The organism is Intestinimonas massiliensis (ex Afouda et al. 2020) (assembly GCF_900626285.1).
Lineage (GTDB): Bacteria > Bacillota > Clostridia > Oscillospirales > Oscillospiraceae > Flavonifractor > Flavonifractor massiliensis_A.
In genome coordinates, this window is sequence record NZ_LR131148.1 from 63,231 (window position 1) to 86,450 (window position 23,220).

Sequence of the window (23,220 nt, forward strand, 5' to 3'; positions counted from 1 at the left end):
GTCAGGCCTCCGTGATCGTCAGGGTAAGTGTGTTTTCATCCCACTGATAAGAGAGCGGTGTGCTGGGCGTAAGGGCCAAAATGTGCTTCGGAAACTGGTCCGCCACGATGGGATCAGTACCGCCGGACACAGACCGGATGGCGTCAGCAATGTCGGAAAACAGAGATTCCAAGCTGTCGTGGGGTTCCGGCTCCTCAATTTTGATGACGTAGCAGAACGATTCTCCCTGTGCATTGAGCCAATAGATCCCGGTTACGGGATAGATGCTGCCGCTCTCTATTTTGGTTATAAATCCCAATGTATTGCCAACCTTAGTAATCTGCTGGACCGCAAACGTAAAGAACGCTTCCGAATACTCCGTGACGGGCAGTGATACCCCGCTGGTGCCGGCCACATCCATCATCTCATTCAGGTACCCCATGGCTTTGTTCAGATCGCTGTCGGAAGGGGCAGATTGTTTCAGATATGCCTGTACCGCGTCTGAGATCGGCTGCCCGCCGATTTTCTCCAGCATCGTGCCTATCTGTACCGCTAGTTCTGTATTCATCAGTAGCTCCTCCTCATTGCGCCGAAGATAGCGGTATCCACATAATCTTTTGTGGCGGCATTCACCAGTGCTGCGTTGAATTCCGCCTCCGTCCCGGTGTAGCCGCCCTCCACCGCGGCCTGATAGGCGGAGAACTCCGGCAGGGGGAAGTCAGAATCCCGGTATACGTTTGTGTCAATGTCCCACAGCGCCCAGAACCCGTTCTCTCCCGGGACAGGAGGATGATGGCTGATGGCCTCCATCCGAGCCAGCGCCTGGGAGAAGGCGGTGGGCAGGACGGGCCACTGCGTGTCGCCGGACAGACTGGGCGGGACAAAGACCTGGAGCACATTGGTGTGCCGCACCTGGTTGCCCTTAGTGGCTTTCAGCTGGATGTGGTATGTGCCGGACAGGGCGAGCATCTCTTTGGTCAGCGTGACCGTGAGATTTCCGCTTTCCTGGGAGAGCGGGATAACATTGAGGTTTCCTCCCGCCCGTACCAGCAGCTCCCAGGACCACCCCTCCGGAATGTCGCCGCTGACAACAAAGGTGGAGGTCATGCTGTCATACTGTCTGGGCGGGGTAAGATCCGTGCCGGCAATAGCCCAGTTATCAAATTTGATCACAGTGCATACTCCTTTCTCTTGATGATCTGCAAGGTTTTCCCTCTATGGTAGGGCATGCAGCTGGATGGAGTTGCACGGCTGAATACATCAAAGGGCTGGTATAAAATAGCAGGGTTTCTGGATCAAGTGAAAATAAGAAAATGAGCATGGGGTCCAGTTGGATCCCATGCTCATTTTCTTACAGCTCAGTTAAATCATAAGGCGTGGTCTGGTATACGTAATAATTGAGCCAGTTGGTGTAGAGGAGCTGTCCGGCGCTCCGCCAGCGCACCACCGGCACCCGGGTGGGGTCGTCGTCGGGGAAGTAGTTGGCGGGCACCGCGATGTCCAGCCCTTTCTCCACGTCCCGCCAGTACTCTCTGGCCAGGGTATCCGGGTCGTATTCCGGGTGGCCCATGACGAAGAACTGACGGCTGTCTTCGGTCTTGACCGCGTAGACCCCGGCCTCGGAGGAGACGGCGATCAGCTCCAGGCCCGGCGTTTTGCGGATATCTTCCTCCCACACCTCGGTGTACCGGGAGTGGGGGGCATAGAACACATCGTCAAAGCCCCGGAACAGGGGGGAGCTTGGCTTGAGCACCCGGTGCTCGTACACGCCGAAGAGTTTCTTGGGCAAGGACCGCTTCTCGATCCCGTGGTGAAAGTATAGCCCCGCCTGGGCACCCCAGCAGATGTGCAGGGTGGAGTGGACATGGGTGCGGCTCCAGGCCATGATCTCGCACAACTCCGGCCAGTAGTCCACCTGATCGAACTCCAGATTCTCCACCGGTGCGCCTGTAATGATCATGCCGTCGAAGTTCCGGCCCTTGATCTGATCGAAGGTGGTATAAAAGGAGGCCAGGTGATCCTCGTCTGTGTGCTGCGACTGATAGCTGGCTGTCCGCAGCAGCTCCACTTCGATCTGTACCGGCGTGTTGGAAAGCTTGCGGAGGATCTGGGTCTCGGTGACGATCTTGGTGGGCATCAGGTTAAGGATGAGCACGTTCAGCGGACGGATGTCCTGGTGCATGGCCCGGTGCTCGGTCATAACAAAGATATTCTCACTCTCCAGCACGGCGGTAGCCGGCAGAGAGTCAGGAATTTTAATAGGCATAACGGCACTTCCTTATTTATAGTAATCGCACTCTAAGGGTAACATATTTTGACTTCTGCCGCAACCGGCGAAAAAAAGTAAAAAAACTGTGAAAAGGGTGTTGACAAACGAAAGAACAAGTGGTATTCTATCTGAGCGCCTCACGAGAGGGCACTGAGAACTGAAAGAAATCGGGAGAGACCGAGGTAGAACCTGGACGGACTTCTGAAAGAAATCAGAAAAAAGTGCTTGACAAACTTGAGAGTGCGTGATAAAATAAACGAGTTCGAGCCGAGAGGTAAGAACGGTTTGAAAAGTTCTTGAATCAAGAATTCGGAGCTGAAAAGCTCCGAAAAAACTTGAAAAAAGTACTTGACAAACGAAAACGAAAGTGCTAAAATAAATAGCACGTCAGCCCTTCGGGTTGACAAGAGTGTGTACCTTGTAAATTAAACAACGTGAGAGAAACACGAAGCACCAGAAAGGACGAGAAGTCCTTCTGACAAGCGCAAGCTTGAAGAAGGCTCTTGACAAATTTCTTTGAAGCTATGAATTAGGCTTCAATAAAATTNTGTGTACCTTGTAAATTAAACAACGTGAGAGAAACACGAAGCACCAGAAAGGACGAGAAGTCCTTCTGACAAGCGCAAGCTTGAAGAAGGCTCTTGACAAATTTCTTTGAAGCTATGAATTAGGCTTCAATAAAATTGATTTAAGGAACGAAAGTTCTTTAGATACCATTTTATTGAGAGTTTGATCCTGGCTCAGGATGAACGCTGGCGGCGTGCTTAACACATGCAAGTCGAACGGAGTGCCTATGAAAGAGGATTCGTCCAATTGATTAGGTTACTTAGTGGCGGACGGGTGAGTAACGCGTGAGGAACCTGCCTCGGAGTGGGGAATAACAATCCGAAAGGATTGCTAATACCGCATGATGCAGTTGGGCCGCATGGCTCTGACTGCCAAAGATTTATCGCTCTGAGATGGCCTCGCGTCTGATTAGCTAGTTGGCGGGGTAACGGCCCACCAAGGCGACGATCAGTAGCCGGACTGAGAGGTTGACCGGCCACATTGGGACTGAGACACGGCCCAGACTCCTACGGGAGGCAGCAGTGGGGAATATTGGGCAATGGGCGCAAGCCTGACCCAGCAACGCCGCGTGAAGGAAGAAGGCTTTCGGGTTGTAAACTTCTTTTCTCAGGGACGAAGAAAATGACGGTACCTGAGGAATAAGCCACGGCTAACTACGTGCCAGCAGCCGCGGTAATACGTAGGTGGCAAGCGTTATCCGGATTTACTGGGTGTAAAGGGCGTGTAGGCGGGATTGCAAGTCAGGCGTGAAAACTATGGGCTTAACCCATAGCCTGCGTTTGAAACTGTAGTTCTTGAGTGCTGGAGAGGCAATCGGAATTCCGTGTGTAGCGGTGAAATGCGTAGATATACGGAGGAACACCAGTGGCGAAGGCGGATTGCTGGACAGTAACTGACGCTGAGGCGCGAAAGCGTGGGGAGCAAACAGGATTAGATACCCTGGTAGTCCACGCCGTAAACGATGGATACTAGGTGTGGGGGGTCTGACCCCCTCCGTGCCGCAGTTAACACAATAAGTATCCCACCTGGGGAGTACGATCGCAAGGTTGAAACTCAAAGGAATTGACGGGGGCCCGCACAAGCGGTGGAGTATGTGGTTTAATTCGAAGCAACGCGAAGAACCTTACCAGGGCTTGACATCCAACTAACGAAGCAGAGATGCATTAGGTGCCCTTCGGGGAAAGTTGAGACAGGTGGTGCATGGTTGTCGTCAGCTCGTGTCGTGAGATGTTGGGTTAAGTCCCGCAACGAGCGCAACCCTTATTGTTAGTTGCTACGCAAGAGCACTCTAGCGAGACTGCCGTTGACAAAACGGAGGAAGGTGGGGACGACGTCAAATCATCATGCCCCTTATGTCCTGGGCCACACACGTACTACAATGGTGGTTAACAGAGGGAGGCAATACCGCGAGGTGGAGCAAATCCCTAAAAGCCATCCCAGTTCGGATTGCAGGCTGAAACCCGCCTGTATGAAGTTGGAATCGCTAGTAATCGCGGATCAGCATGCCGCGGTGAATACGTTCCCGGGCCTTGTACACACCGCCCGTCACACCATGAGAGTCGGGAACACCCGAAGTCCGTAGCCTAACAGCAATGGGGGCGCGGCCGAAGGTGGGTTCGATAATTGGGGTGAAGTCGTAACAAGGTAGCCGTATCGGAAGGTGCGGCTGGATCACCTCCTTTCTAAGGAGACTTCAACAGAACAAGTTCTGTTGTAACGTCCTAAGGTCAGCTTTCTGGAGTGAATGAGCTTTCACGTTGTTTAATTTAGAGGGTACACGCGTACAGATGGGCCCATAGCTCAGCTGGCTAGAGCGCACGACTGATAATCGTGAGGTCGGTGGTTCGAGTCCACTTGGGCCCACCACTTCTCTCTCGATGGGGGTATAGCTCAGCTGGGAGAGCACCTGCTTTGCAAGCAGGGGGTCGTCGGTTCGAGCCCGACTATCTCCACCAATTCAATATTGGATTGAAGTATCTGAGATTCAGGTATTTCAATCTGGTCTTGAAAGAGGCTGGAAGTCAGCACCTTGAAAACTGAACAATGCAGAAGAAAGTACAAGAGCAAGCAACAGAGGGCAAACAGCAATGTTGTGGAACTTATAAATGATAGAATGGCGATAGCTGTTCTAGTGAATGGGTAAAACAATGTAGCCAATTGCAAACTTCTGTGATGCCTGCATAATTCATGATCGAATAGAGAACAGCTCAGAAATGAGACTGTTCTACTAAGGTCAAGCTATAAAGAGCGCAAGGGGAATGCCTTGGCATCAGGAGCCGATGAAGGACGTGACAAGCTGCGATAAGCTGCGGTGAGCTGCACATAAGCTTTGACCCGCAGATTTCCGAATGGGGAAACCCGGCGGAGCAATACTCCGTCAGCCTGCGTTGAATCAAATAGGCGTAGGTGGGGAACCGCCTGAACTGAAACATCTAAGTAGGGCGAGGAAGAGAAATCAACAGAGATTCCGCAAGTAGTGGCGAGCGAACGCGGAAGAGGGCAAACCGGAGGATTTATCCTTCGGGGTTGCGGACCGACACAACGGCAGGATAGTTTAGCTGAACGGTATGGGAAGGCCGGCCACAGCGGGTGATAGCCCCGTAGGCGAAAGACGAATCCTGTCAGTCGAGTTCCAGAGTACCGCCGGACACGTGAAACCCGGTGGGAAACTGGGGGGACCACCCTCCAACCCTAAATACTACCTGATGACCGATAGAGGAGCAGTACCGTGAGGGAAAGGTGAAAAGGACCCCGGGAGGGGAGTGAAACAGAACCTGAAACCTTGTGCTTACAAGCACTCAAAGCACGTTAAGGTGTGATGAGGTACCTTTTGTAGAATGGTCCGGCGAGTTATTGTTACTGGCGAGCTTAAGGTATTCAGTACCGGAGGCGAAGGGAAACCGAGTGTTAATAGCGCGCATAAAGTCAGTGGCAATAGACCCGAAACCGGGTGACCTATCCATGGGCAGGTTGAAGTGGAGGTAAAACTCCATGGAGGACCGAACGCACGCCCGTTGCAATGGTCGGCGATGACCTGTGGATAGCGGTGAAATTCCAATCGAACTCGGAGATAGCTGGTTCTCCCCGAAATAGCTTTAGGGCTAGCGTTAGCTTAGATTACCGGAGGTAAAGCACTGAATGGGCTAGGGGCCGATAAGGTTACTGAACCCTATCAAACTCTGAATGCCGGATAATTGATGGTTAGCAGTCAGACTACGTGAGATAAGTCTCGTGGTCAAAAGGGAAACAGCCCAGACCCACAGCTAAGGTCCCAAATGTATGCTAAGTGGAAAACGATGTGGAGTTGCGAAAACAACCAGGATGTTGGCTTAGAAGCAGCCACTCATTAAAAGAGTGCGTAATAGCTCACTGGTCGAGTGACTCTGCGCGGAAAATATAACGGGGCTAAGCATGCAACCGAAGCTTGGGATTGCCGCAAGGCAGTGGTAGGGGAGCGTCGTGTACGGGGTGAAGTCGTAGCGGAAGCAGCGGTGGACTTTACACGAGTGAGAATGCCGGAATGAGTAGCGAGAATTATGTGGGAATCATAATGGCCGAAAATCTAAGGTTTCCTGGGGAAGGTTCGTCCGCCCAGGGTAAGCCGGGAGCTAAGGCGAGGCCGCGAGGCGTAGTCGATGCACATACGGTTGAAATTCCGTAGCCACCGAACTTTAAGTACACTGACACATGGAGATAGCGGGACCCGGGCGTTGGTTGACCCGGGCGTAAGGGACCGAAATCAAGTAGGGAAGTCCGCGATGCTCTGTGGCGAGAAAAGGTGTATGGTATACTAAGGTGCCCGTACCGCAAACCGACACAGGTAGATGAGGAGAGAATCCTAAGGCCAACGGGAGAAGGGTTGTTAAGGAACTCGGCAAAATGACCCCGTAACTTCGGGATAAGGGGAGCCTCCTACGGGAGGCCGCAGCGAATAGGCCCAAGCGACTGTTTACCAAAAACACAGGTCTCTGCTAAATCGAAAGATGACGTATAGGGGCTGACGCCTGCCCGGTGCTGGAAGGTTAAGAGGAGAGCTTAGCGCAAGCGAAGGTTTGAATCGAAGCCCCAGTAAACGGCGGCCGTAACTATAACGGTCCTAAGGTAGCGAAATTCCTTGTCAGGTAAGTTCTGACCCGCACGAATGGCGTAACGACTTGGGCACTGTCTCAACAGCCCACCCGGCGAAATTGTTGTACTGGTGAAGAAGCCAGTTACCCGCAACTAGACGGAAAGACCCCATGGAGCTTTACTGTAGCTTAATACTGGAATTCGGTAAATCATGTACAGGATAGGTGGGAGGCTTGGAAGCCTGGGCGTCAGCTCAGGTGGAGCCACCCTTGGGATACCACCCTTGATTTGCTGGATTTCTAACCTGCGGCCGTGAATCCGGTCGGGGGACACTGTTAGGTGGGCAGTTTGACTGGGGCGGTCGCCTCCTAAAAGGTAACGGAGGCGCTCAAAGGTTCGTTCAGCACGGACGGAAACCGTGCATTGAGTGTAAACGCATAAACGAGCCTAACTGCGAGACCGACGGGTCGAGCAGTAACGAAAGTTGGAGTTAGTGATCCGGCGGTATGCAAGTGGAAGTGCCGTCGCTCAACGGATAAAAGCTACCCTGGGGATAACAGGCTGATCTCCCCCAAGCGTCCACAGCGACGGGGAGGTTTGGCACCTCGATGTCGGCTCGTCACATCCTGGGGCTGTATTCGGTCCCAAGGGTTCGGCTGTTCGCCGATTAAAGTGGCACGCGAGCTGGGTTCAGAACGTCGTGAGACAGTTCGGTCCCTATCTGTTGCGGGCGTAAGAGATTTGAAGGGAGCTGTCCTTAGTACGAGAGGACCGGGATGGACGTACCTCTGGTGCACCAGTTGTCCTGCCAAGGGCATAGCTGGGTAGCTATGTACGGACGAGATAAACGCTGAAGGCATCTAAGCGTGAAACTCTCCCTAAGATTAGATCTCTCATCCTTCGGGAGTAAGGCACGTCGTAGACTATGACGTTGATAGGTCGGAGGTGGAAGCGCGGTAACGCGTGTAGCTGACCGATACTAATAAGCCGAGGGCTTGACCTTAACATGATGAATGCAGGCGCTTGCCTGGTACAATCTCTGCATTGTTCGGTTTTGAGGGTGCTGACAAAGTACTGATTCAGATGCGCCTTTAGCTCAGCTGGTAGAGCAACTGACTCTTAATCAGTGGGTCCCCGGTTCGAATCCGTGAAGGCGCACCACATGGCCCGTTGGTCAAGCGGCTAAGACGGCGGCCTCTCACGCCGCAAACGTGGGTTCGATTCCCGCACGGGTCACCAAATGCGCCTTTAGCTCAGCTGGTAGAGCAACTGACTCTTAATCAGTAGGTCCCCGGTTCGAATCCGTGAAGGCGCACCAATCTCTATGGAGCGTCTTGGGACGCTCCATAGAGAACCCCTTAAAATTTAGGCTTACCTCTTGAGAAAGACGGTAAGGAGAGAAAAGTTCTGTTGAAGTTTTCTTTGCTTACTTTCTTTTTCAAAAGAAAGTAAGTTGGTGTTGATTGCGGTGAGGGTCCACCCGTTCCCATCCCGAACACGGAAGTTAAGCTCACCTGCGCCGAAAATACTTGTCTGGAGACGGACCGGGAAGATAGGTAACGCCAACACAAAAAGCGGACAGCGTAAGCTGTCCGCTTTTTGCTGTTTCCGATCCCTTGGCGGGGTCAGAAACAGGTCTCCAGATAGTGGGATACATCAAAGGGGTCCAGACTGCTGTCTTTGCGCAGATACAGGGGATGGTGGGGGTGGCCCTTCTTGGAAAAGGGTCCGGCGGAATACCAGCAGGCACCCAGCTCATTGCCGATGCGGACCATGTCGCCCAGACAGCGGGCCAGATAGGGCCGCTTTTCGATGATGGCGCCCCAGGCGGCCCACACGGCGGGGGCGCCGGTCCTGGTCTGCTCCAGGGCCCAGCGAAAGGCGGCCATATTCTCCTGGTGAAGGAAGGGGTTGCATTCCGCCTCCATATCGTCGGGCCGGGTGGCCCGCTGGGCGTATACGTTGAACATGATAAAGCTGTCGTAGCCGTTGCTCAGGGCGATGCGCTCCACCGACTTGAGGGTGTTGTCCAGGGCGTTGGGGGCGGCGGTGGAGGGGTTGATGCCCACGCAGATCAGGGGCTTCTCTCCGGCGGTGCCCAGGATGTACCGGTAGTCGCAGTAGTAGTTGGGCACGAAGAGCCAGCGGGCCACGTCGTAGTCGGGATTGGGCCGGCGGGCCTGTTCCAGAGCCTGGGCAAAGGGCAGAATGTTCTGATCAGCGGTGGGGCAGGACGGAATGTGCATAACTTTGCCTCCTCGGGGCGGCTTGCGCGGCAGGCCGCCTGATGCTATACTCACCATATCAGGATACAGGCAGGAGCGAGACAATGCAATACCAAAGTGTCAGACAGGGCCGCTTTTTGTCGCGGCCCAACCGGTTTATCGCCCAGGTGGAGCTGGATGGCCGGCCGGAGACCGTCCATGTGAAGAATACAGGCCGCTGTCGGGAGCTGCTGGTGCCGGGGGCCGCAGTCTACCTGGAGGAGAGCGGAAACCCCGCCCGCAAGACCAGATACGACCTGATCGCGGTGGAGAAGGGAGAGCTGCTCATCAATATGGACGCCCAGGCCCCTAACCAGGTGTTCCGGGAGTGGGCGGAGGGGGGCGGCTTTCAGCCTGACCTGACCCTGCTGCGCCCCGAGACCACCTGGGGCAAGTCCCGGTTCGACTTCTACTGGGAGGCCGAAGGCGGCCGGCGGGGCTTTGTGGAGGTGAAGGGGGTGACCCTGGAGGAGAACGGCCACGCCCGCTTTCCCGACGCCCCCACGGAGCGGGGGGTGAAGCACCTGGAGGAGCTGATCCGCTGTCAGGCGGAGGGCTACGAGGCGGCGGTGTGCTTTGTCATCCAGATGTCCGGCATGGTGGATTTCGCTCCTAACGATGTCACTCATCCGGCCTTCGGGGCGGCCCTGCGGCGGGCGGCCCAGGCGGGGGTGACGGTGCTGGCCCGGGGCTGCACCGTCACGCCGGACAGCCTGACCATGGGGGGACCGGTGCCCATCTGCCTCTGATTTGCAAGCAATATTAATGAATTATGCAAAACGGACGGGGAATGATTTGATATACCCCACAAATATGAAATTCGGAGCTTGACAAGAACCGAATTGGAGAGTAAACTGCACCCATCAAGCAGAGACGCTCGTTTCGCCAAGGAAGGCGAAGCGAGCGTTTTTGGTTTTTGAAGGAGGAATGAGAGGATGTATTCATCAGTCAACACGATCTGGGTGCTGTTGGGCGCCGCGCTGGTCTTCTTCATGCAGGCAGGCTTCGCCATGTGCGAGGCGGGCTTTACCCGGGCCAAGAATACCGGCAACATTCTGATGAAGAACCTGATGGACTTCTGTATCGGCACGCCGGTGTTCTGGCTGCTGGGCTTCGGCATCATGTTCGGTGGAGCCGGCGCCCTGATCGGCGGCTTTGACCCCCTGGTGCAGGGCGACTACTCCGCCATCCTGCCGGAGGGCGTGCCCCTGTCGGCGTTCTTCATTTTCCAGACCGTCTTCTGCGCTACCGCCGCCACCATCGTGTCCGGCGCCATGGCGGAGCGGACCAAGTTCATCTCCTACTGCATCTACTCCCTGATGATCTCCGCAGTGGTCTACCCCATCTCCGGCCACTGGATCTGGGGCGGCGGCTGGCTGGCTCAGCTGGGCTTCCACGATTTCGCCGGTTCCACCGCAGTCCATATGGTCGGCGGCGTGTCCGCCCTCATCGGCGCCAAGATCCTGGGGCCCCGCATCGGCAAGTACGATGAGGCCGGCAAGCCCCGGGCCATCCTGGGCCACAACCTCTCCATCGCCGCCCTGGGTGTGTTCATCCTGTGGTTCTGCTGGTTCGGCTTCAACGGCTGCTCCACCGTATCCATGACCGGCGACGAGACCATCGAGGCCGCCGGCAGCATCTTCGTCACCACCAACATGGCGGCGGCGGTGGCCTGCGTCACCACCATGCTCTTCACCTGGATCCGCTTCAAGAAGCCCGACATCTCCATGACCTTCAACGCCGCTCTGGGCGGCCTGGTGGCCATCACCGCCGGATGCGACATGGTCTCCCCCCTGGGTGCCGCCATCATCGGCATCTGCGCCGGCATCGTTCTTCCCCTGGCGGTGGAGTTCTTCGATAAGGTGGTCAAGATCGACGATCCCGTTGGCGCTATCTCGGTCCACGGCGTGTGCGGCGCCATGGGCACCCTGCTCACCGGCCTGCTGGCGGTGGACGGCGGCCTGTTCTACGGCGGCGGCGCCCAGTTCTTCCTGACCCAGTGTCTGGGCGTGGTCAGCGTCATCGCCTGGGTGGTGGTGACCATGCTGATCATCTTCACCGTCATCAAGCACACCATCGGCCTGCGGGCCAGCGCCATTGAGGAGCTGGAGGGCCTGGACATCCACGAGCACGGCCTGCCCACCGCCTACGCCGACTTCAGCCAGTCTACCAGCATGACCGCCGTGGCCAAGGCCAATGCCTACCCCGAGCCGGTGGCCGCCAGGAAGGCCACCCCCGACGAGGCGGTGCCGGTGCAGGTGACTTCCGCCCCCAGCGGCATCACCGCCTCCGACGTGGCCCTGTCCAAGGTGACCATCATCTGCAGCCAGGCCAAGTTTGAGGCTCTGAAGGATTCCATGAACGACATCGGCGTAACCGGTATGACGGTGACCCAGGTGCTGGGCTGCGGCATCCAGAAGGGCAAGACCGAGTACTACCGCGGCGTTCCCATGACCATGAACCTGCTGCCCAAGGTGCAGGTGGACATCGTGGTGTCCAAGGTGCCCGTGTGGGAGGTCATCAAGGCCGCCAAGAAGGCTCTGTACACCGGCAACATCGGCGACGGCAAGATCTTCGTCTACCGTGTGGAGGACGTGGTCAAGGTCCGCACCGGCGAGACCGGCTACGATGCTCTGCAGGGCGAGGAATAAATACAGTAAGCGCAAACAGGCCCCCGGACTTGTCAAAGTCCGGGGGCCTGTGGTATGATGGGGGACAGTTACGATTGGAGGAATGGGCATGAAGCCGGTCTATCAGGTATTTGCGGAGGAGATCGCGGCAAAGGGAAAGGGCTACCTGGCCCTCCGCCGGTGCAGGGCGGAGGAGCTGGAGGAGCTGCTCCGCCGGGGCAGGGAGGAGCTGCTGGGCCTGGGCGCCTCCGAGCTGTTCGTCACCTCCACCGCGCCGGAGGCCCCTCTGTCGGAGGGGGACTGGGACGGCTTCACCCTGACCCATGTCCGGGATCTGCTGTGGATGGACCGGGATCTGACCTCCCTTCCTGAGAAGGACGGGGCGGTGACCCTGGTCCCTCTGGTCCGGGCGCGGGGAGGCGCCTGGATCACCCTCCACAACGAGTGCTTTTTCGACATGCCCAACTCCGCCACCTACGGGCCCCGGGATCTGGAGCGGGCTCTCTCTCCGGAATTCGCCTGCGGCTTCGTCCAGCGGCAGGATATCCCGGTGGGGGTGTATGAGCTGGACCTGTCCCAGGACGCGCCGGTGATCGACGGCATCGCCCTCCACAAGGATTTCCGGGGCAAGGGCCTGGGCCGGGGCCTGCTGACTGCCGTACTGTCCCATCTGGCGGACCGGGGATACGGTCGGTGCCGCCTGCTGGTGGCCACCGACAATGAAAATGCCTTCGCCCTCTACCGCGCCATGGGATTCCGGGCGGCGGGGGTCCAGAGCCAGTGGTTCCAGATGCTGGCCAGATAAAGATTTTTGCGAGGAGCCGGGGACGGCTCCTCTTTTTCTGTTGACATATATCGAATATTGATATACTATAATTATAGCGAACATCGATATACTTTCAGGAGGTGAGGCAGATGGCCCGCAAAAAGCTGGAGACCCTGACGGAGCAGATGTTTTATGTCCTGCTGGCCCTGCGCCGGGAGCGCCACGGCTACGGCATCATGCAGGCCATCACCGCCCTGACGGAGGGCCGGGTGAACATCGGGGCGGGCACCCTGTACGCCCTGCTGGAGCGGTTCGAGGGAGAGGGGTTTATCACCCTCACCCGGATAGAGGACAAGCGGAAGTACTATAAACTCACCCCAGAGGGGGACAAAGCCCTGCGGGAGGAGTACCGGCGCATCCGCCGGCAGGCGGCGGATATGGAGACGGTTTTGCGGGAGGAGGAAGGGCAATGAAGCGGAAGTGGACGCTGTTTACCTATCCTGTTATGGACATCAAGGCGGCGGAGGCCATGCTGAACCGCCGGGCGGCAGAGGGCTGGCGGCTGGAGAAGATCCGGCTGGGCCTGCTGGCCGCCTTCGTCCCGGTGGAGGAGCCGGTTTCCTACTGCCTGGACTGGTATGACCCCAACCGGGAGGACGGGATGGATTACCGCACCCTGCTGGCCGACGCGGGCTGGCAGCAGGTGGGTCAGCTCAGCTATTGGAACATTTACGAGGCCCCGGCTGGCACCGCTCCCATCCAGACCGACGGAGAGCTGGAGTACCGGCGATTCCGGAAAAAGTCCCTGCGGCGGATGGCCATTGGTTGGGGGGTGCTTCTGGCCCTCGCGGCGGTGCTGTGGCTTCTGGTCCTGCTGGTGGGACTGGGGCTGGGCACGCTGGACTGGCGCTTTTTTGTCACGTTTCTCACGGATAGCAATACAGGGGCCGTGCTGCTCCTCCTGCTGCCGCTGCTGCTTCTGGAGGGCCTGCTGTGGTCGGGACGGCTGCTGCTGCGGCTGGGCCAGTGGAAGCGGGCCATCGCCCGCAATGAGCCCTTCCCGGTGCCGGGACAAGGCAGCGCGTGGGTGGGCCGGATCTGCGCTCTCGTGGGTTATCTCCTCCTGATCCCTCTGGCGGTGGCTTTCCTGCTGGATGCCATGTTGGGAGAGCTGAATCTGGGGTGGATGATCGGCATGGTCATCGGCTGTCTGGTGGTTTTGGGCAGGGACCCCCTTCCGGAGCGCCGGCGGAAACGCCGGTATGCCAAGGCTATGCTGGCCTGTGTGGCGGTGCTGTTCACGGCATGGCTGCTGCCCCTGTCCGGGGTAGCCGGGCTGCTGTGCGTCAGGCCGCCCCTGGCGGATGGGCGGCTCCTGCCGGAGCGGACTGATATAGAGATACTGGAGACCCATGCCACCCTGCTGTCCGCCCGGGCAGAGTGGTATGAGGGCGGGCCGCTGGAGGAAGGCGGTTTTGCCTATGGACAGGTAGAAAGCGAAGTGTGGGCGCTGCCCTGGGCCTGGTTGGCCGACTGGGTGACGGAGCAGTATCGGAAAGAACTGGGTACCGCCAATCAGGAGGAACTGCCCGGCTATGAGGATGTGTGGCTGGCGCGATACGGTATTTCCGGGGGCAACTACCCGGAGGGAGCCACGGGCGATATGTGGCTCATCCGCCGAGGTAACGTGATCCTGTGGGTGGAGACCAATATGGGGCCGCTGGATGAGCAATGGCTGGACGGCATTTTGACCCGGCTGGAGGAGGATGGAGCGTGAAAGAGAACATGACCCGGTGGTTCCGCTATACCGCCGAGGACGTGAAGGCCGCCCAGGCGGAGCTGGACGAACTGGCGGACCGGGGCTGGGAGCTGGCGGAGCTGGGGATCTTCACCGCCACCTTCCGCCGGGCGGAGCAGCCCCGCCGGTGCTGGGTAGAGCCCGCCCGCTGGACTTCCATTCGCCGGAAGGATGAACAGGCCCGGGCGGATTATCTGGCCCTGTGTGATGAGGCGGGGTGGGACCTGCTGGACGAGGCGGGAGGCATGTTCTACTTCCAGGCCAAGCCGGACACCGATCCGGCGCCCATCCAGACCGACGGCAGCCTGGAGTGGGAAGAGGTGCTGAAAAAGAGCCTGTGGAATCAGGCCTACACCTTTTTCTGTCTGGTCATTTACTGGATAGCTTGGGCCGTTGGACGGTTTTTCCTGGACCAGCCCCGGGTGTGGGAGATGTTTTTCTCCAACGGTGCCATGCTGGCCCAGCTGTTCCTGCTGGCTTGGATCTCATTGGAACTGTTTCTCGGCTTTCGTGTGGTGCGCTACCGGCGAAAGTGCCGCCGGGCGGCGGAGGAGGGGAAACCTATTCCGGTGCCCAGGCGAGGAGCAGCCCGGTTCCGGGGGGCCATGCCGCTGGTCAGCACTGTGCTGGTCATCATTCTGCTTCTGTCTATTTTGGGCGCTTTCAGCAGTGAGCGCAGCAACCATGAGGTGAACGGACGGCTGACCGCGGAGCGCTCAGTGCTGGGCGAGAGCGTGGAGTACCGGGAATTCTCCGAGAAGGGCGACCTGTGGATCGAATCCTATGACTGCAAGGTATCCTGGCTGGCGAATGTGATCTGCGGCGACCTGCGGGCCATTGAGGGAGATGAGGGCCGCCTCCACCGCTACTTCCACTACCACGGGGCGGTGGAGCTGGCTGAGGCGGATCTGGGCTATGACCAGGCCTGGACCTACGCCTGGGGCGGGGGCAGCGGCCTGATCTTCCGCCAGGGGAACCGGGTGGTCCATATAGAGGCGGAAAAACTGGATCTCACTGACAAAACGGTGGCGGAGGGCCTGCTGGAGTGGCTGGACCAGGCCGCTTGCGCCGTGGCGTAAAGTGTGATAGCATAGGGAAAAATAAACCCGGGAGCGTGAGGAAAAATGGAAAATCTGCTCTTTGTGAATGCCTGCGTGCGGGGGGAGAAGTCCCGCACCCTGAAGCTGGCCCGGCGGTTCCTGGACCGCTACCAGGCCCTTCACCCGGACACGGTGGTGACGGAGGAAAATGTGTGCACCCACCGGCTGCCCCCCCAGTATCCGGAGGTGCTGGCCGAGCGGGACGCGCTGTGGAACGCGGGCAAGCTGGACCAGCCCATGTTCGACCCCGCCTGGCAGTTCGCCCGGGCGGACAAGATCGTGATCGCCGCCCCCTTCTGGGACCTATCCTTCCCGGCGGCCCTGAAGATCTATCTGGAGCGGATCTCGGTCACCGATATCACCTTCGGCTATGACGCCGACGGCAACAGCATCGGCCTGTGCAAGGCGTCCAGGCTGCTCTATATCACCACCCGGGGCGGCTATTATGCCGGTACCCCTCTTGATGTGGCCGCTGTCCACATCAAGGGCCTGGGGGTCATGTACGGTATCCCAGACGTCCGCTTCCTGGACGCCGAGGGCATGGATGATGTCCGCAATGACAAGGAGGCTCTGCTGGCGGCAGCCATGGAGCGGGCGGACGCCCTGGCGGAGGAATTCTGATGGCCAAGCGTATCCTGCTGCTCACCACCGGAGGCACCATCGCCTCCCTGCCCACGGCGGAGGGCCTGGCTCCCGGCCTGGATGGGGAGGACCTGGCCGGGCTGCTCCCCCGTGGCATCACCGACGCCTACGACCTCACCATCCGGGACATCCTCCACCTGGACTCCTCCAACATCCAGCCGGAGGAGTGGCAGACCATCGCCCGCCACGTCTTTGCCAACCGGCGGGATTTTGACGGTATCGTCATCACCCACGGCACCGACACCATGGCCTATACCGCCTCGGTGCTCTCCTTCATGCTCCGGGGCATCGCCATCCCGGTGGTGCTCACCGGGGCCCAGCTGCCCATGACCCACCCCCTCAGCGACGGGCTGGAGAACCTGCGCACCGCCCTGGCCATGGCGGCCTCCGGGGTGGCGGGGGTGTTTCTGGCCTTCGACCGGAAAGTGATCCTGGGCTGCCGGGCGGTAAAGACCCGCACCACCGACTTTGACGCCTTTGAGAGCGTCAACTGGCCCCTGGCGGCCACGGTGGACGGCAAGGGCCTCCAGATCCGGCGGGAGAGCATCCCGGCCGCCTCCGGCGGCTGCACCCTGCGGGACAAGCTGTGCGACAAGGTGTTCCTCATCAAGCTCACCCCCGGCCTGGACCCGGAGATCTTCGACATGCTCCTCCAGATGCACTACCGGGGCATCGTCATCGAGGCCTTCGGGGCGGGCGGACTCCACTTCGTCCGCCGGGACCTGATCGCCAAGCTCCAGGCGGCGGCCCAGGCGGGCATGACGGTGGTGGTGTGCAGCCAATGCCTCTATGAGCCCAGCGACTTCTCCATCTACGAGGTGGGGCAGAAGGTGCTGGAGCAGGGGGTCATCCAGGGCCGGGACATGACCACCGAGGCGGCGGTGACCAAGCTCATGTGGGTGCTGGGCCAGACCGACGATGCGGCCATCATCCGGGACTATATGGAGCGCTCCCTGGCAGGGGAGATGGCATAAAAAAGATCCAGCGGCTTTGCCGCTGGATCTTTTTGCTTACATTTCTCTGCGGCCCTCCAGGGCCCGCAGCAGGGTGGCGTCGTCGGCGTACTCCAGGTGGCTGCCCACCGGAATGCCGTAGGCCAGACGGGTGACCTTCACCTGGAAGGGCTTCAGCAGCCGGGACAGGTACATGGCGGTGGCCTCACCCTCGGTGTCCGGGTTGGTGGCCATGATGACCTCGCTGACGTTCCCGGCGGCCACCCGGCCCACCAGCTCCTTCACCCGGATGTCGTCAGGGCCTACATGGTTCATGGGGGAGATCACCCCGTGGAGCACGTGGTATACACCGGAATACTCCCGGGACCGCTCCATGGCCATCACGTCCTTGGGGTCGGCCACCACGCAGATGACCGACTGGTCCCGCTTGGGGTCCTGGCAGATGGGGCACAGCCCGTCTCCCTGGGAGAAGTTCTGGCACACCGGGCAGCAGTGGATGGCCGACTTGGCCTCCACGATGGCCTGGGCAAACTCCGCCGCGTCCTCCTCCGGCAGGGCCAGCACGAAAAAGGCCAGCCGCTGGGCGCTCTTGCGGCCGATGCCGGGCAGCCGGGCGAACTGCTCCACCAGCTTTTCCAGGGCGGGGGGAAAATACTGCATGCCTTAACCCTCCCGCAGGGCGGCGATGGCCGCCGCCGGGTCGGCGGCGCCGTACACCGCCGAGCCCGCCACCAGGGTGTCCGCTCCGGCGGCGATCACCTTGCCGGCGGTCTTGGGGCTGATACCGCCGTCCACCTCCAGCCGGCAGGCGGGGTTGTACTTGTTGATCAGCTCCCGCACCTGCTTGATGGTGTCCAGCTGGTGCTCCATAAAGGCCTGGCCGCCGAAGCCGGGCTCCACCGTCATCACCAGCACCATATCCAGCTCCTCCAGGTAGGGCAGGATGGCGGAGGCGGCGGTGATGGGCCGGAGGGCCACCGCCTTCTTCACGCCGCACTGTCCCATCAGATTCAGCGCCTCGGCAATGCGGGTGGGGTGGTCGGCCTCCAGATGGACGCTCAGCAGATCGGCACCCGCCCTGGCGAAGGCCTCGATATAGCGCACCGGCTTGTCGATCATCAGGTGGACGTCCAGGAACATGTCGGTACACTTGCGGATGGACTGGACCACCGGCACGCCGATGGTGATGTTGGGCACGAAGCAGCCGTCCATCACGTCCACGTGGAGCCAGTCGGCGGTGGATACCCGCTTGATGTCCCGCTCCAGGTTGACAAAATCCGCAGAGAGGATGGAAGGGGCGATTTTGATCATCCGTTACCACTCCAAACATAGTTTTTTGGGGAAAGGCGGGCGGACGGGCCATGAAAGGCCCATCCGGGCCGGGGGCAAAGGGACGCTCCGCCACATAAGATACGTCAAGCGGATGTCGCCCGGGGCCCCGCCGGTCCTCCCCACGCGCCCACGGGCCGCCGGCCCGGCGGCCCATGTCCCGGAACCGCGCGCCGCATCATATAGTGTCCGGGGGAGCATACGCTCTCCCGGACACAATGGTTTTATGCTCAGTTGTAGAAGTCGTTGGTGTGGCACTCCCGGGCCTGATACCCGGCGGCGCACATGGCGTCCAGAATGGCCCGCTTGTGGGTGTGGCCGAAGGCCTCCAGGGTCACCCGCAGCTCCACGCCGCTCTGGCGGTTGATGTTGACGAACTGGTTGTGCTCCAGCTTGATGATGTTTCCGTTGGCTCCGGCCACGATCTGGGCCACCCGCAGCAGCTCGCCGGGCCGGTCGGGCAGCTGCACCGAGAAGGTGAACACCCGGCCCCGGTTGATGAGGCCGTGCTGCACCAGGCTGGCCACGGTGATCACGTCCATGTTGCCGCCGGAGAGGACAGGCACCACGTTCTTGCCCTTGCAGTTCAGATGGCTCAGGGCGGCGATGGGCAGCAGACCGGCGTTCTCCACGATCATCTTGTGCTTTTCCATCATATCCAGGAAGGCGTCCACCAGCTTGTCGTCGTCAATGGTGATGATGTCATCAATATTCTTCTGGATATAGGGGAAGATGAGATCGCCGGGGGTCTTGACCGCCACGCCGTCGGCGATGGTCTCCACCTTGTCCAGGGTGACCACGTGGCCGGCGTCCAGGCTGGCCTTCATGGAGGCGGCGCCGGTGGGCTCCACGCCGATGACGGTGACGTTGGGGTTGAGCAGCTTGGCCAGGGTGGACACGCCGGTGGCCAGTCCGCCGCCGCCGATGGGTACCAGGATCACGTCCACGTCGGGCAGGTCCTGGAAGATCTCATAGGAGATGGTGCCCTGGCCGGTGGCGATGGCGGGGTCGTTGAAGGGGTGGACGTAGGTCAGACCCTCCTCCTCCGACAGCCGGGCGGCCAGCTCGGCGGCGTCGTCAAAGGTCTCCCCGTGGAGCACCACCTTGGCGCCGTAGTCCTTGGTGTTGTTCACCTTCACCAGCGGGGTGGTGGTGGGCATGACGATGGTGGCGGACACCCCGGCCTGCTGGGCGGCGTAGGCCACGCCCTGGGCGTGGTTGCCGGCGGAGGCGGTGACCAGGCCCTTGGCCTTCTCCTCCTCGGACAGGGTGCTGATCTTATAGTAAGCGCCCCGGATCTTGTAGGCGCCGGTGACTTGCATATTTTCCGGCTTGATATACACGTTGTTGCCGGTGGCCTTGGAAAAGGCGGGGCTGTACAGCAGGTTGGTGTCCCGGATGACCCCGGACAGCACGCTGCGGGCCTCTTTGAACTCCTTCAGGGTGAGCATGGGCAGACTTCCTCTCTTTAAATCGGTAATTACCTTTAATAATAATGACTTTTCCCCCTAAAGTCAACGTGTTCTTGACACCGGGAAGGGGGAAAGGTACAATAAAACCAACCTCATTTTTGGAGGATCTGTCAATGGCGAAACTTGTCAAAAAGTCTCCCGGCCCCCTCTATCTGGCGGCGGCGGTGTGGGTACTGTGGGCCGTTTTCGGTCCCATGTACGCCTGGTGGCACTTTGTGCTGGCGGTGGCCTGCTCGGTGGCGGCCTGGCTGTTGGGCCGGAAGCTGTTCCCCGACCGGGTGCTCATCGTGCCGGATGAGGAGCCCCAGGTCAGGGACCCGGAGCCGGAAGACCCTCTGCTGCTGGAGCGGCAGCGCGCCCTGTCCGAGCTGCGGCGGCTCAACGACAACATCGAGGACAAGACCATCTCCGCCCAGATCAGCCACATGGAGGAGGTCACCGGCAAGATCTTCGACCTGGTGGCCCGGGACCGGAGCAAGCTGCCCCAGATCCGGCGGTTTCTGAACTACTATCTGCCCACCACCCTGAAGCTGCTCAACGCCTACGACCGGATGGATCAGGCGGGGGTGGAGGGCGCCAACATCGAGGGCACCATGGGCAAGATCGGGGCTATGCTGGACCAGATCTGCACCGCCTTCGATAAGCAGCTGGACGCCCTGTTTGCCGACGAGGCTTTGGATATTTCCACCGACATCACCGTGCTGGAGCAGATGCTGGCCCGGGAAGGGCTGGGCGGCACCCAGCTGGGACAGACGGAATAAGTTGAATAAAAGGAGCGAGTGACCATGACCGATCAAACGGATTTTACCCCCGAACTGACCCTGACCCCCGACCTGGGGACTGCAGCTGCCGCGGCAGAGGTCAAGGCACCGGAGGCCCCTGAATTGACGCTGACTCCTGATGCCGCAGCCGCTGCGGAACAGCAGCGGGAGGCCAACGCGGTAAAGCTGGACGAGAGCCAGCTCACCGAGGCGGAGCGGAAGATGGTGGACGATTTTGCCCAGAAGATCGACATCACCGACTCCAACGTGGTGCTCCAGTACGGCGCGGCGGCCCAGAAGAACATCGCCGGCTTCTCCGAGAGCACTCTGAACTCGGTGCGCACCAAGGACCTGGGCGAGGTGGGTCAGGCCCTGTCCTCCCTGGTGGTGGAGCTGAAGGGCTTCGGCAAGGACGAGGACGAGAAGGGTATTTTCGGCTTTTTCAAGAAGAAGCGCAACGAGCTGGAGGCCATGAAGGCGTCCTACTCCAAGGCGGAGGCCAATGTGGATAAGATCGTCACGGTCCTGGAAGGCCATCAGGTGGCCCTGATGAAGGACATCGCCATGCTGGACCAGATGTATGAGCTGAACACCAAGTATTATAAGGAACTGACCATGTATATCCTGGCGGGCAAGAAGCGTCTGAACCAGGTGCGCACCGGCCAGCTGGAGCAGCTGCGGCAGAAGGCGGCCCAGTCCGGGACCCAGGAGGATGCCCAGGCCTACAACGACCTGGCCAACATGTGCACCCGGTTTGAGAAGAAGATCCACGACCTGGAGCTGACCCGGATGATCTCCATCCAGATGGGTCCCCAGACCCGGCTGATCCAGAACAACGACGCCCTGATGCTGGAGAAGATCCAGTCCTCCCTGGTGAACACCATCCCTCTGTGGAAGAGCCAGATGGTGCTGGCTCTGGGGCTGGAGCACTCCCGGCAGGCCACCGCCGCCCAGAGCGCGGTGACCAACATGACCAACGAGCTGCTGCAGAAGAACGCCGACATGCTGAAGATGGGCACCGTGGAGACCGCCAAGGAGGCCGAGCGCAGCGTGGTGGACATCCAGACCCTCCAGCACACCAACCAGCAGCTGATCTCCACCCTGGACGAGGTGATGAAGATCCAGCAGGAGGGCGCCCAGAAGCGGCGTGAGGCCGAGGTGGAGCTGGGCCGTATTGAGGGCGAGCTGAAGCAGAAGCTGCTGGAGCTGCGGGGTTAAGAGATGAAGTTCCTCAAGAGCTATACCGGCGGCATGGTGATTCTGGCGGTGGTCATCGTGCTGTCGGTGCTGCTGGGCTCCCACCGCTCCCTGGTGAGCGAGCGGACCAAGGTGGAGGCCCAGTTTGCCCCCATCGCCGGAGATTTACAGGACTGCCTGGACATCACCGCCAACGTGCTGACGGTGGGGGAGCGCTACCTGACGGAGAGCGACCTGTCCCCCCTGACGGACAGCCGGGAGGCGCTGGGCCAGCGGCAGGGCATTGCCGACATCTATGCCGACTATACCCGGCTTCAGACCGAGGCCGCCGCCGTGCTGGGCCGGCTGGAGGACTGTGACCTCACCGACAAGGACCGGCAGTACGTTCAGGGGTTCCGCACCGACCTGGCCTCCGAGGCGGACACCATTGCCCGGGACGGCTACAACGACGCGGCGGAGCAGTTCAACCGCAAGGTGCTGGGGGCCTTTCCCGCCAGCATCCTGTCCAGACTGACCTTTGTGGCTCCGGCCCAGCTCTTTGCATAGGAGGAAGCGATGAGAAAAAGACTTTGGAGCGTACTGCTCTGCCTGGTGCTGGCGGCGGGCCTCTTGTCTGTCACCGCCGGGGCGGTGGTGGAGCCCACCGACGCCTTTTACGTGGCGGACTACGCCGACGTGCTCAGCGCCGACACCGAGCAGTATATCGTCAACAAGAACCACACTCTGTTTGAATCCACCGGCGGCCAGATCGTGGTGGTGACGGTGGACTTCATGGACGGCATGGACGCCGCCGACTACGCCATGGGCGTGGTGGAGAACTGGGGCGGCATCGGAGACGCGGACCGCAACAACGGCTTTGTGCTGGTGTACGCCGTGGGGGAGAACAAGGTGTGGGCCATGACCGGCTCCGGCCTGGAGGACGCCCTGCCCGCCTCCCAGGTGGAGCGGTATCTGGAGCAGTACTTCTACGACGGCTACGACGCCGGGGAATACGACCAGGCCACCCGGGACTTCTTCGATGCCATCTACGGCTGGTATGAGAGCTACTACGCCGGCAGCACCGGCGGCGGGGAGCAGGATTTCCAGTACTATCCCGAGCCGGAGCCTGACTACGTCTACGGCTACGTGGGTCCCGTGTTCGGCTTCGGTATGTTCGGCCTGTTTTTCCTGATCGTGGTGCTGGTGATCGTGGTGTGCGCGGCGGACGGCTGGCGCTACCGCCGCTACCGCCGGCGGTACATGATGCCCGGCATGCCCCCACCGCCTTACATCTACCGGCCCTTCATCTTCGGACGGCCCCACCGGCCCCGGCCGCCCAGACCGCCCAGAGGACCCCGCCCGCCCATGGGCGGCGGCGGCTTCCACAGCGGCGGGGCCTTCCGCGGCGGCGGGGGCGGGCGGGGTGGCCGTTGTTTTCGCGGAGTG

Annotated in this window: 19 protein-coding genes, 5 tRNA genes and 3 rRNA genes; 20 read left to right on the forward strand and 7 right to left on the reverse strand. The window is 59.9% G+C overall.

Translation table 11 applies throughout. The features are described 5' to 3' along the window. Position 1 precedes the first annotated feature (1 nt). From E0E41_RS16160 to metA, 3 genes are all read right to left on the reverse strand, one after another. Positions 2-547 carry a hypothetical protein gene (locus E0E41_RS16160; protein ID WP_130870935.1) on the reverse strand — a complete coding sequence of 182 codons (546 nt, stop codon included), beginning with the start codon at positions 545-547 and terminating at the stop codon, positions 2-4. Next, a complete protein-coding gene (locus E0E41_RS16165; protein ID WP_130870936.1) occupies positions 547-1,152 on the reverse strand; it encodes a hypothetical protein in 606 nt (201 codons plus the stop codon). The genes E0E41_RS16160 and E0E41_RS16165 overlap by 1 nt, the downstream gene beginning before the upstream one ends. Before the next feature lie 178 nt (positions 1,153-1,330). Beyond that, positions 1,331-2,245 (reverse strand): homoserine O-acetyltransferase MetA, encoded by a 915-nt coding sequence (gene metA, locus E0E41_RS16170; RefSeq protein ID WP_130870937.1) that lies wholly within the window; start codon positions 2,243-2,245, stop codon positions 1,331-1,333. A 720-nt stretch (positions 2,246-2,965) separates the two neighbouring features. On the opposite strand from metA, the gene E0E41_RS16175 reads away from it, so the two are divergent. The 8 genes from E0E41_RS16175 (at position 2,966) to rrf (ending at position 8,451) form a co-directional block, all read left to right on the forward strand. Beyond that, positions 2,966-4,497: ribosomal RNA gene (locus tag E0E41_RS16175) — 16S ribosomal RNA — on the forward strand. A gap of 107 nt (positions 4,498-4,604) precedes the next feature. Beyond that, a tRNA-Ile gene (locus E0E41_RS16180) sits at positions 4,605-4,681 on the forward strand. A gap of 13 nt (positions 4,682-4,694) precedes the next feature. Then, positions 4,695-4,770 (forward strand) — tRNA-Ala (locus E0E41_RS16185). A gap of 276 nt (positions 4,771-5,046) precedes the next feature. Next, positions 5,047-7,886: ribosomal RNA gene (locus E0E41_RS16190) — 23S ribosomal RNA — on the forward strand. Between the two features lie 82 nt (positions 7,887-7,968). After that, positions 7,969-8,044 (forward strand) — tRNA-Lys (locus E0E41_RS16195). 3 nt (positions 8,045-8,047) lie between these two features. After that, positions 8,048-8,122 (forward strand) — tRNA-Glu (locus E0E41_RS16200). Positions 8,123-8,125: 3 nt separating this feature from the next. After that, positions 8,126-8,201: transfer RNA gene (locus E0E41_RS16205), tRNA-Lys, on the forward strand. A gap of 134 nt (positions 8,202-8,335) precedes the next feature. After that, positions 8,336-8,451: ribosomal RNA gene (rrf, locus tag E0E41_RS16210) — 5S ribosomal RNA — on the forward strand. Together the 16S, 23S and 5S rRNA genes with 5 tRNA genes alongside form the textbook arrangement of a ribosomal RNA operon. Positions 8,452-8,508: 57 nt before the next feature. Here the strand turns inward: rrf and E0E41_RS16215 are convergent. Next, entirely contained in the window at positions 8,509-9,129 is a 621-nt protein-coding gene (locus E0E41_RS16215; RefSeq protein ID WP_130870938.1) for a DUF1643 domain-containing protein, read from the reverse strand. 83 nt (positions 9,130-9,212) lie between these two features. Here E0E41_RS16215 and sfsA point away from each other — a divergent pair, with 83 nt between their 5' ends. From sfsA to E0E41_RS16255, 8 genes are all read left to right on the forward strand, one after another. Beyond that, complete coding sequence (gene sfsA, locus E0E41_RS16220; RefSeq protein WP_130870939.1) at positions 9,213-9,896, forward strand: DNA/RNA nuclease SfsA; 684 nt, start codon at positions 9,213-9,215, stop codon at positions 9,894-9,896. Between the two features lie 186 nt (positions 9,897-10,082). Beyond that, the gene (locus E0E41_RS16225; RefSeq protein ID WP_130870940.1) at positions 10,083-11,798 is read left to right on the forward strand and encodes an ammonium transporter; all 1,716 of its coding nucleotides are present in this window, start codon (positions 10,083-10,085) and stop codon (positions 11,796-11,798) included. Between the two features lie 88 nt (positions 11,799-11,886). Beyond that, the gene (locus E0E41_RS16230) at positions 11,887-12,582 is read left to right on the forward strand and encodes a GNAT family N-acetyltransferase (RefSeq protein ID WP_130870941.1); all 696 of its coding nucleotides are present in this window, start codon (positions 11,887-11,889) and stop codon (positions 12,580-12,582) included. A 110-nt stretch (positions 12,583-12,692) separates the two neighbouring features. Further along, complete coding sequence (locus tag E0E41_RS16235) at positions 12,693-13,016, forward strand: PadR family transcriptional regulator (RefSeq protein WP_130870942.1); 324 nt, start codon at positions 12,693-12,695, stop codon at positions 13,014-13,016. Further along, complete coding sequence (locus E0E41_RS16240; protein ID WP_130870943.1) at positions 13,013-14,320, forward strand: DUF2812 domain-containing protein; 1,308 nt, start codon at positions 13,013-13,015, stop codon at positions 14,318-14,320. The genes E0E41_RS16235 and E0E41_RS16240 overlap by 4 nt, the downstream gene beginning before the upstream one ends. After that, on the forward strand, positions 14,317-15,420 hold the full coding sequence (locus E0E41_RS16245) for a DUF2812 domain-containing protein (RefSeq protein ID WP_242623853.1): 1,104 nt from the start codon (positions 14,317-14,319) through the stop codon (positions 15,418-15,420). Before E0E41_RS16240 ends, E0E41_RS16245 begins: the two co-directional genes overlap by 4 nt. Before the next feature lie 45 nt (positions 15,421-15,465). After that, complete coding sequence (locus E0E41_RS16250; RefSeq protein ID WP_130870944.1) at positions 15,466-16,062, forward strand: FMN-dependent NADH-azoreductase; 597 nt, start codon at positions 15,466-15,468, stop codon at positions 16,060-16,062. Then, positions 16,062-17,057 carry an asparaginase gene (locus tag E0E41_RS16255; protein WP_130870945.1) on the forward strand — a complete coding sequence of 332 codons (996 nt, stop codon included), beginning with the start codon at positions 16,062-16,064 and terminating at the stop codon, positions 17,055-17,057. Before E0E41_RS16250 ends, E0E41_RS16255 begins: the two co-directional genes overlap by 1 nt. Positions 17,058-17,093: 36 nt before the next feature. Here E0E41_RS16255 and recR read toward each other — a convergent pair whose 3' ends face one another. From recR to ilvA, 3 genes are all read right to left on the reverse strand, one after another. Beyond that, entirely contained in the window at positions 17,094-17,696 is a 603-nt protein-coding gene (gene recR, locus E0E41_RS16260; RefSeq protein WP_130870946.1) for a recombination mediator RecR, read from the reverse strand. Positions 17,697-17,699: 3 nt separating this feature from the next. Then, complete coding sequence (rpe, locus tag E0E41_RS16265) at positions 17,700-18,347, reverse strand: ribulose-phosphate 3-epimerase (RefSeq protein WP_130870947.1); 648 nt, start codon at positions 18,345-18,347, stop codon at positions 17,700-17,702. Between the two features lie 248 nt (positions 18,348-18,595). Continuing rightward, positions 18,596-19,816: a threonine ammonia-lyase gene (ilvA, locus tag E0E41_RS16270; RefSeq protein WP_130870948.1), complete on the reverse strand. Its 1,221-nt coding sequence runs from the start codon at positions 19,814-19,816 to the stop codon at positions 18,596-18,598. Positions 19,817-19,950: 134 nt separating this feature from the next. Between ilvA and E0E41_RS16275 the strand changes: the two genes are divergently transcribed. From E0E41_RS16275 to E0E41_RS16290, 4 genes are all read left to right on the forward strand, one after another. Continuing rightward, positions 19,951-20,598 (forward strand): 5-bromo-4-chloroindolyl phosphate hydrolysis family protein, encoded by a 648-nt coding sequence (locus E0E41_RS16275; protein ID WP_130870949.1) that lies wholly within the window; start codon positions 19,951-19,953, stop codon positions 20,596-20,598. A 24-nt stretch (positions 20,599-20,622) separates the two neighbouring features. Then, a complete protein-coding gene (locus E0E41_RS16280) occupies positions 20,623-21,816 on the forward strand; it encodes a toxic anion resistance protein (RefSeq protein ID WP_130870950.1) in 1,194 nt (397 codons plus the stop codon). A gap of 3 nt (positions 21,817-21,819) precedes the next feature. After that, positions 21,820-22,341 carry a hypothetical protein gene (locus E0E41_RS16285; RefSeq protein WP_130870951.1) on the forward strand — a complete coding sequence of 174 codons (522 nt, stop codon included), beginning with the start codon at positions 21,820-21,822 and terminating at the stop codon, positions 22,339-22,341. Positions 22,342-22,350: 9 nt separating this feature from the next. Next, a partial coding sequence (locus E0E41_RS16290; protein ID WP_130871291.1) for a TPM domain-containing protein occupies positions 22,351-23,220 on the forward strand: 870 nt, incomplete at its 3' end.

What these genes read in the sequence shown, in the direction of transcription:
- E0E41_RS16230 (WP_130870941.1), top strand. Translation starts at nt 11,887, where the DNA reads ATGAAGCCGGTCTATCAGGTATTTGCGGAGGAGATCGCGGCAAAGGGA.
- E0E41_RS16160 (WP_130870935.1), bottom strand. Translation starts at nt 547, where the DNA reads ATGAATACAGAACTAGCGGTACAGATAGGCACGATGCTGGAGAAAATC.
- sfsA (WP_130870939.1), top strand. Translation starts at nt 9,213, where the DNA reads ATGCAATACCAAAGTGTCAGACAGGGCCGCTTTTTGTCGCGGCCCAAC.
- E0E41_RS16215 (WP_130870938.1), bottom strand. Translation starts at nt 9,129, where the DNA reads ATGCACATTCCGTCCTGCCCCACCGCTGATCAGAACATTCTGCCCTTT.
- E0E41_RS16285 (WP_130870951.1), top strand. Translation starts at nt 21,820, where the DNA reads ATGAAGTTCCTCAAGAGCTATACCGGCGGCATGGTGATTCTGGCGGTG.
- E0E41_RS16255 (WP_130870945.1), top strand. Translation starts at nt 16,062, where the DNA reads ATGGCCAAGCGTATCCTGCTGCTCACCACCGGAGGCACCATCGCCTCC.
- rpe (WP_130870947.1), bottom strand. Translation starts at nt 18,347, where the DNA reads ATGATCAAAATCGCCCCTTCCATCCTCTCTGCGGATTTTGTCAACCTG.
- E0E41_RS16225 (WP_130870940.1), top strand. Translation starts at nt 10,083, where the DNA reads ATGTATTCATCAGTCAACACGATCTGGGTGCTGTTGGGCGCCGCGCTG.
- recR (WP_130870946.1), bottom strand. Translation starts at nt 17,696, where the DNA reads ATGCAGTATTTTCCCCCCGCCCTGGAAAAGCTGGTGGAGCAGTTCGCC.
- E0E41_RS16275 (WP_130870949.1), top strand. Translation starts at nt 19,951, where the DNA reads ATGGCGAAACTTGTCAAAAAGTCTCCCGGCCCCCTCTATCTGGCGGCG.
- E0E41_RS16240 (WP_130870943.1), top strand. Translation starts at nt 13,013, where the DNA reads ATGAAGCGGAAGTGGACGCTGTTTACCTATCCTGTTATGGACATCAAG.
- E0E41_RS16280 (WP_130870950.1), top strand. Translation starts at nt 20,623, where the DNA reads ATGACCGATCAAACGGATTTTACCCCCGAACTGACCCTGACCCCCGAC.
- E0E41_RS16235 (WP_130870942.1), top strand. Translation starts at nt 12,693, where the DNA reads ATGGCCCGCAAAAAGCTGGAGACCCTGACGGAGCAGATGTTTTATGTC.
- metA (WP_130870937.1), bottom strand. Translation starts at nt 2,245, where the DNA reads ATGCCTATTAAAATTCCTGACTCTCTGCCGGCTACCGCCGTGCTGGAG.
- E0E41_RS16250 (WP_130870944.1), top strand. Translation starts at nt 15,466, where the DNA reads ATGGAAAATCTGCTCTTTGTGAATGCCTGCGTGCGGGGGGAGAAGTCC.
- ilvA (WP_130870948.1), bottom strand. Translation starts at nt 19,816, where the DNA reads ATGCTCACCCTGAAGGAGTTCAAAGAGGCCCGCAGCGTGCTGTCCGGG.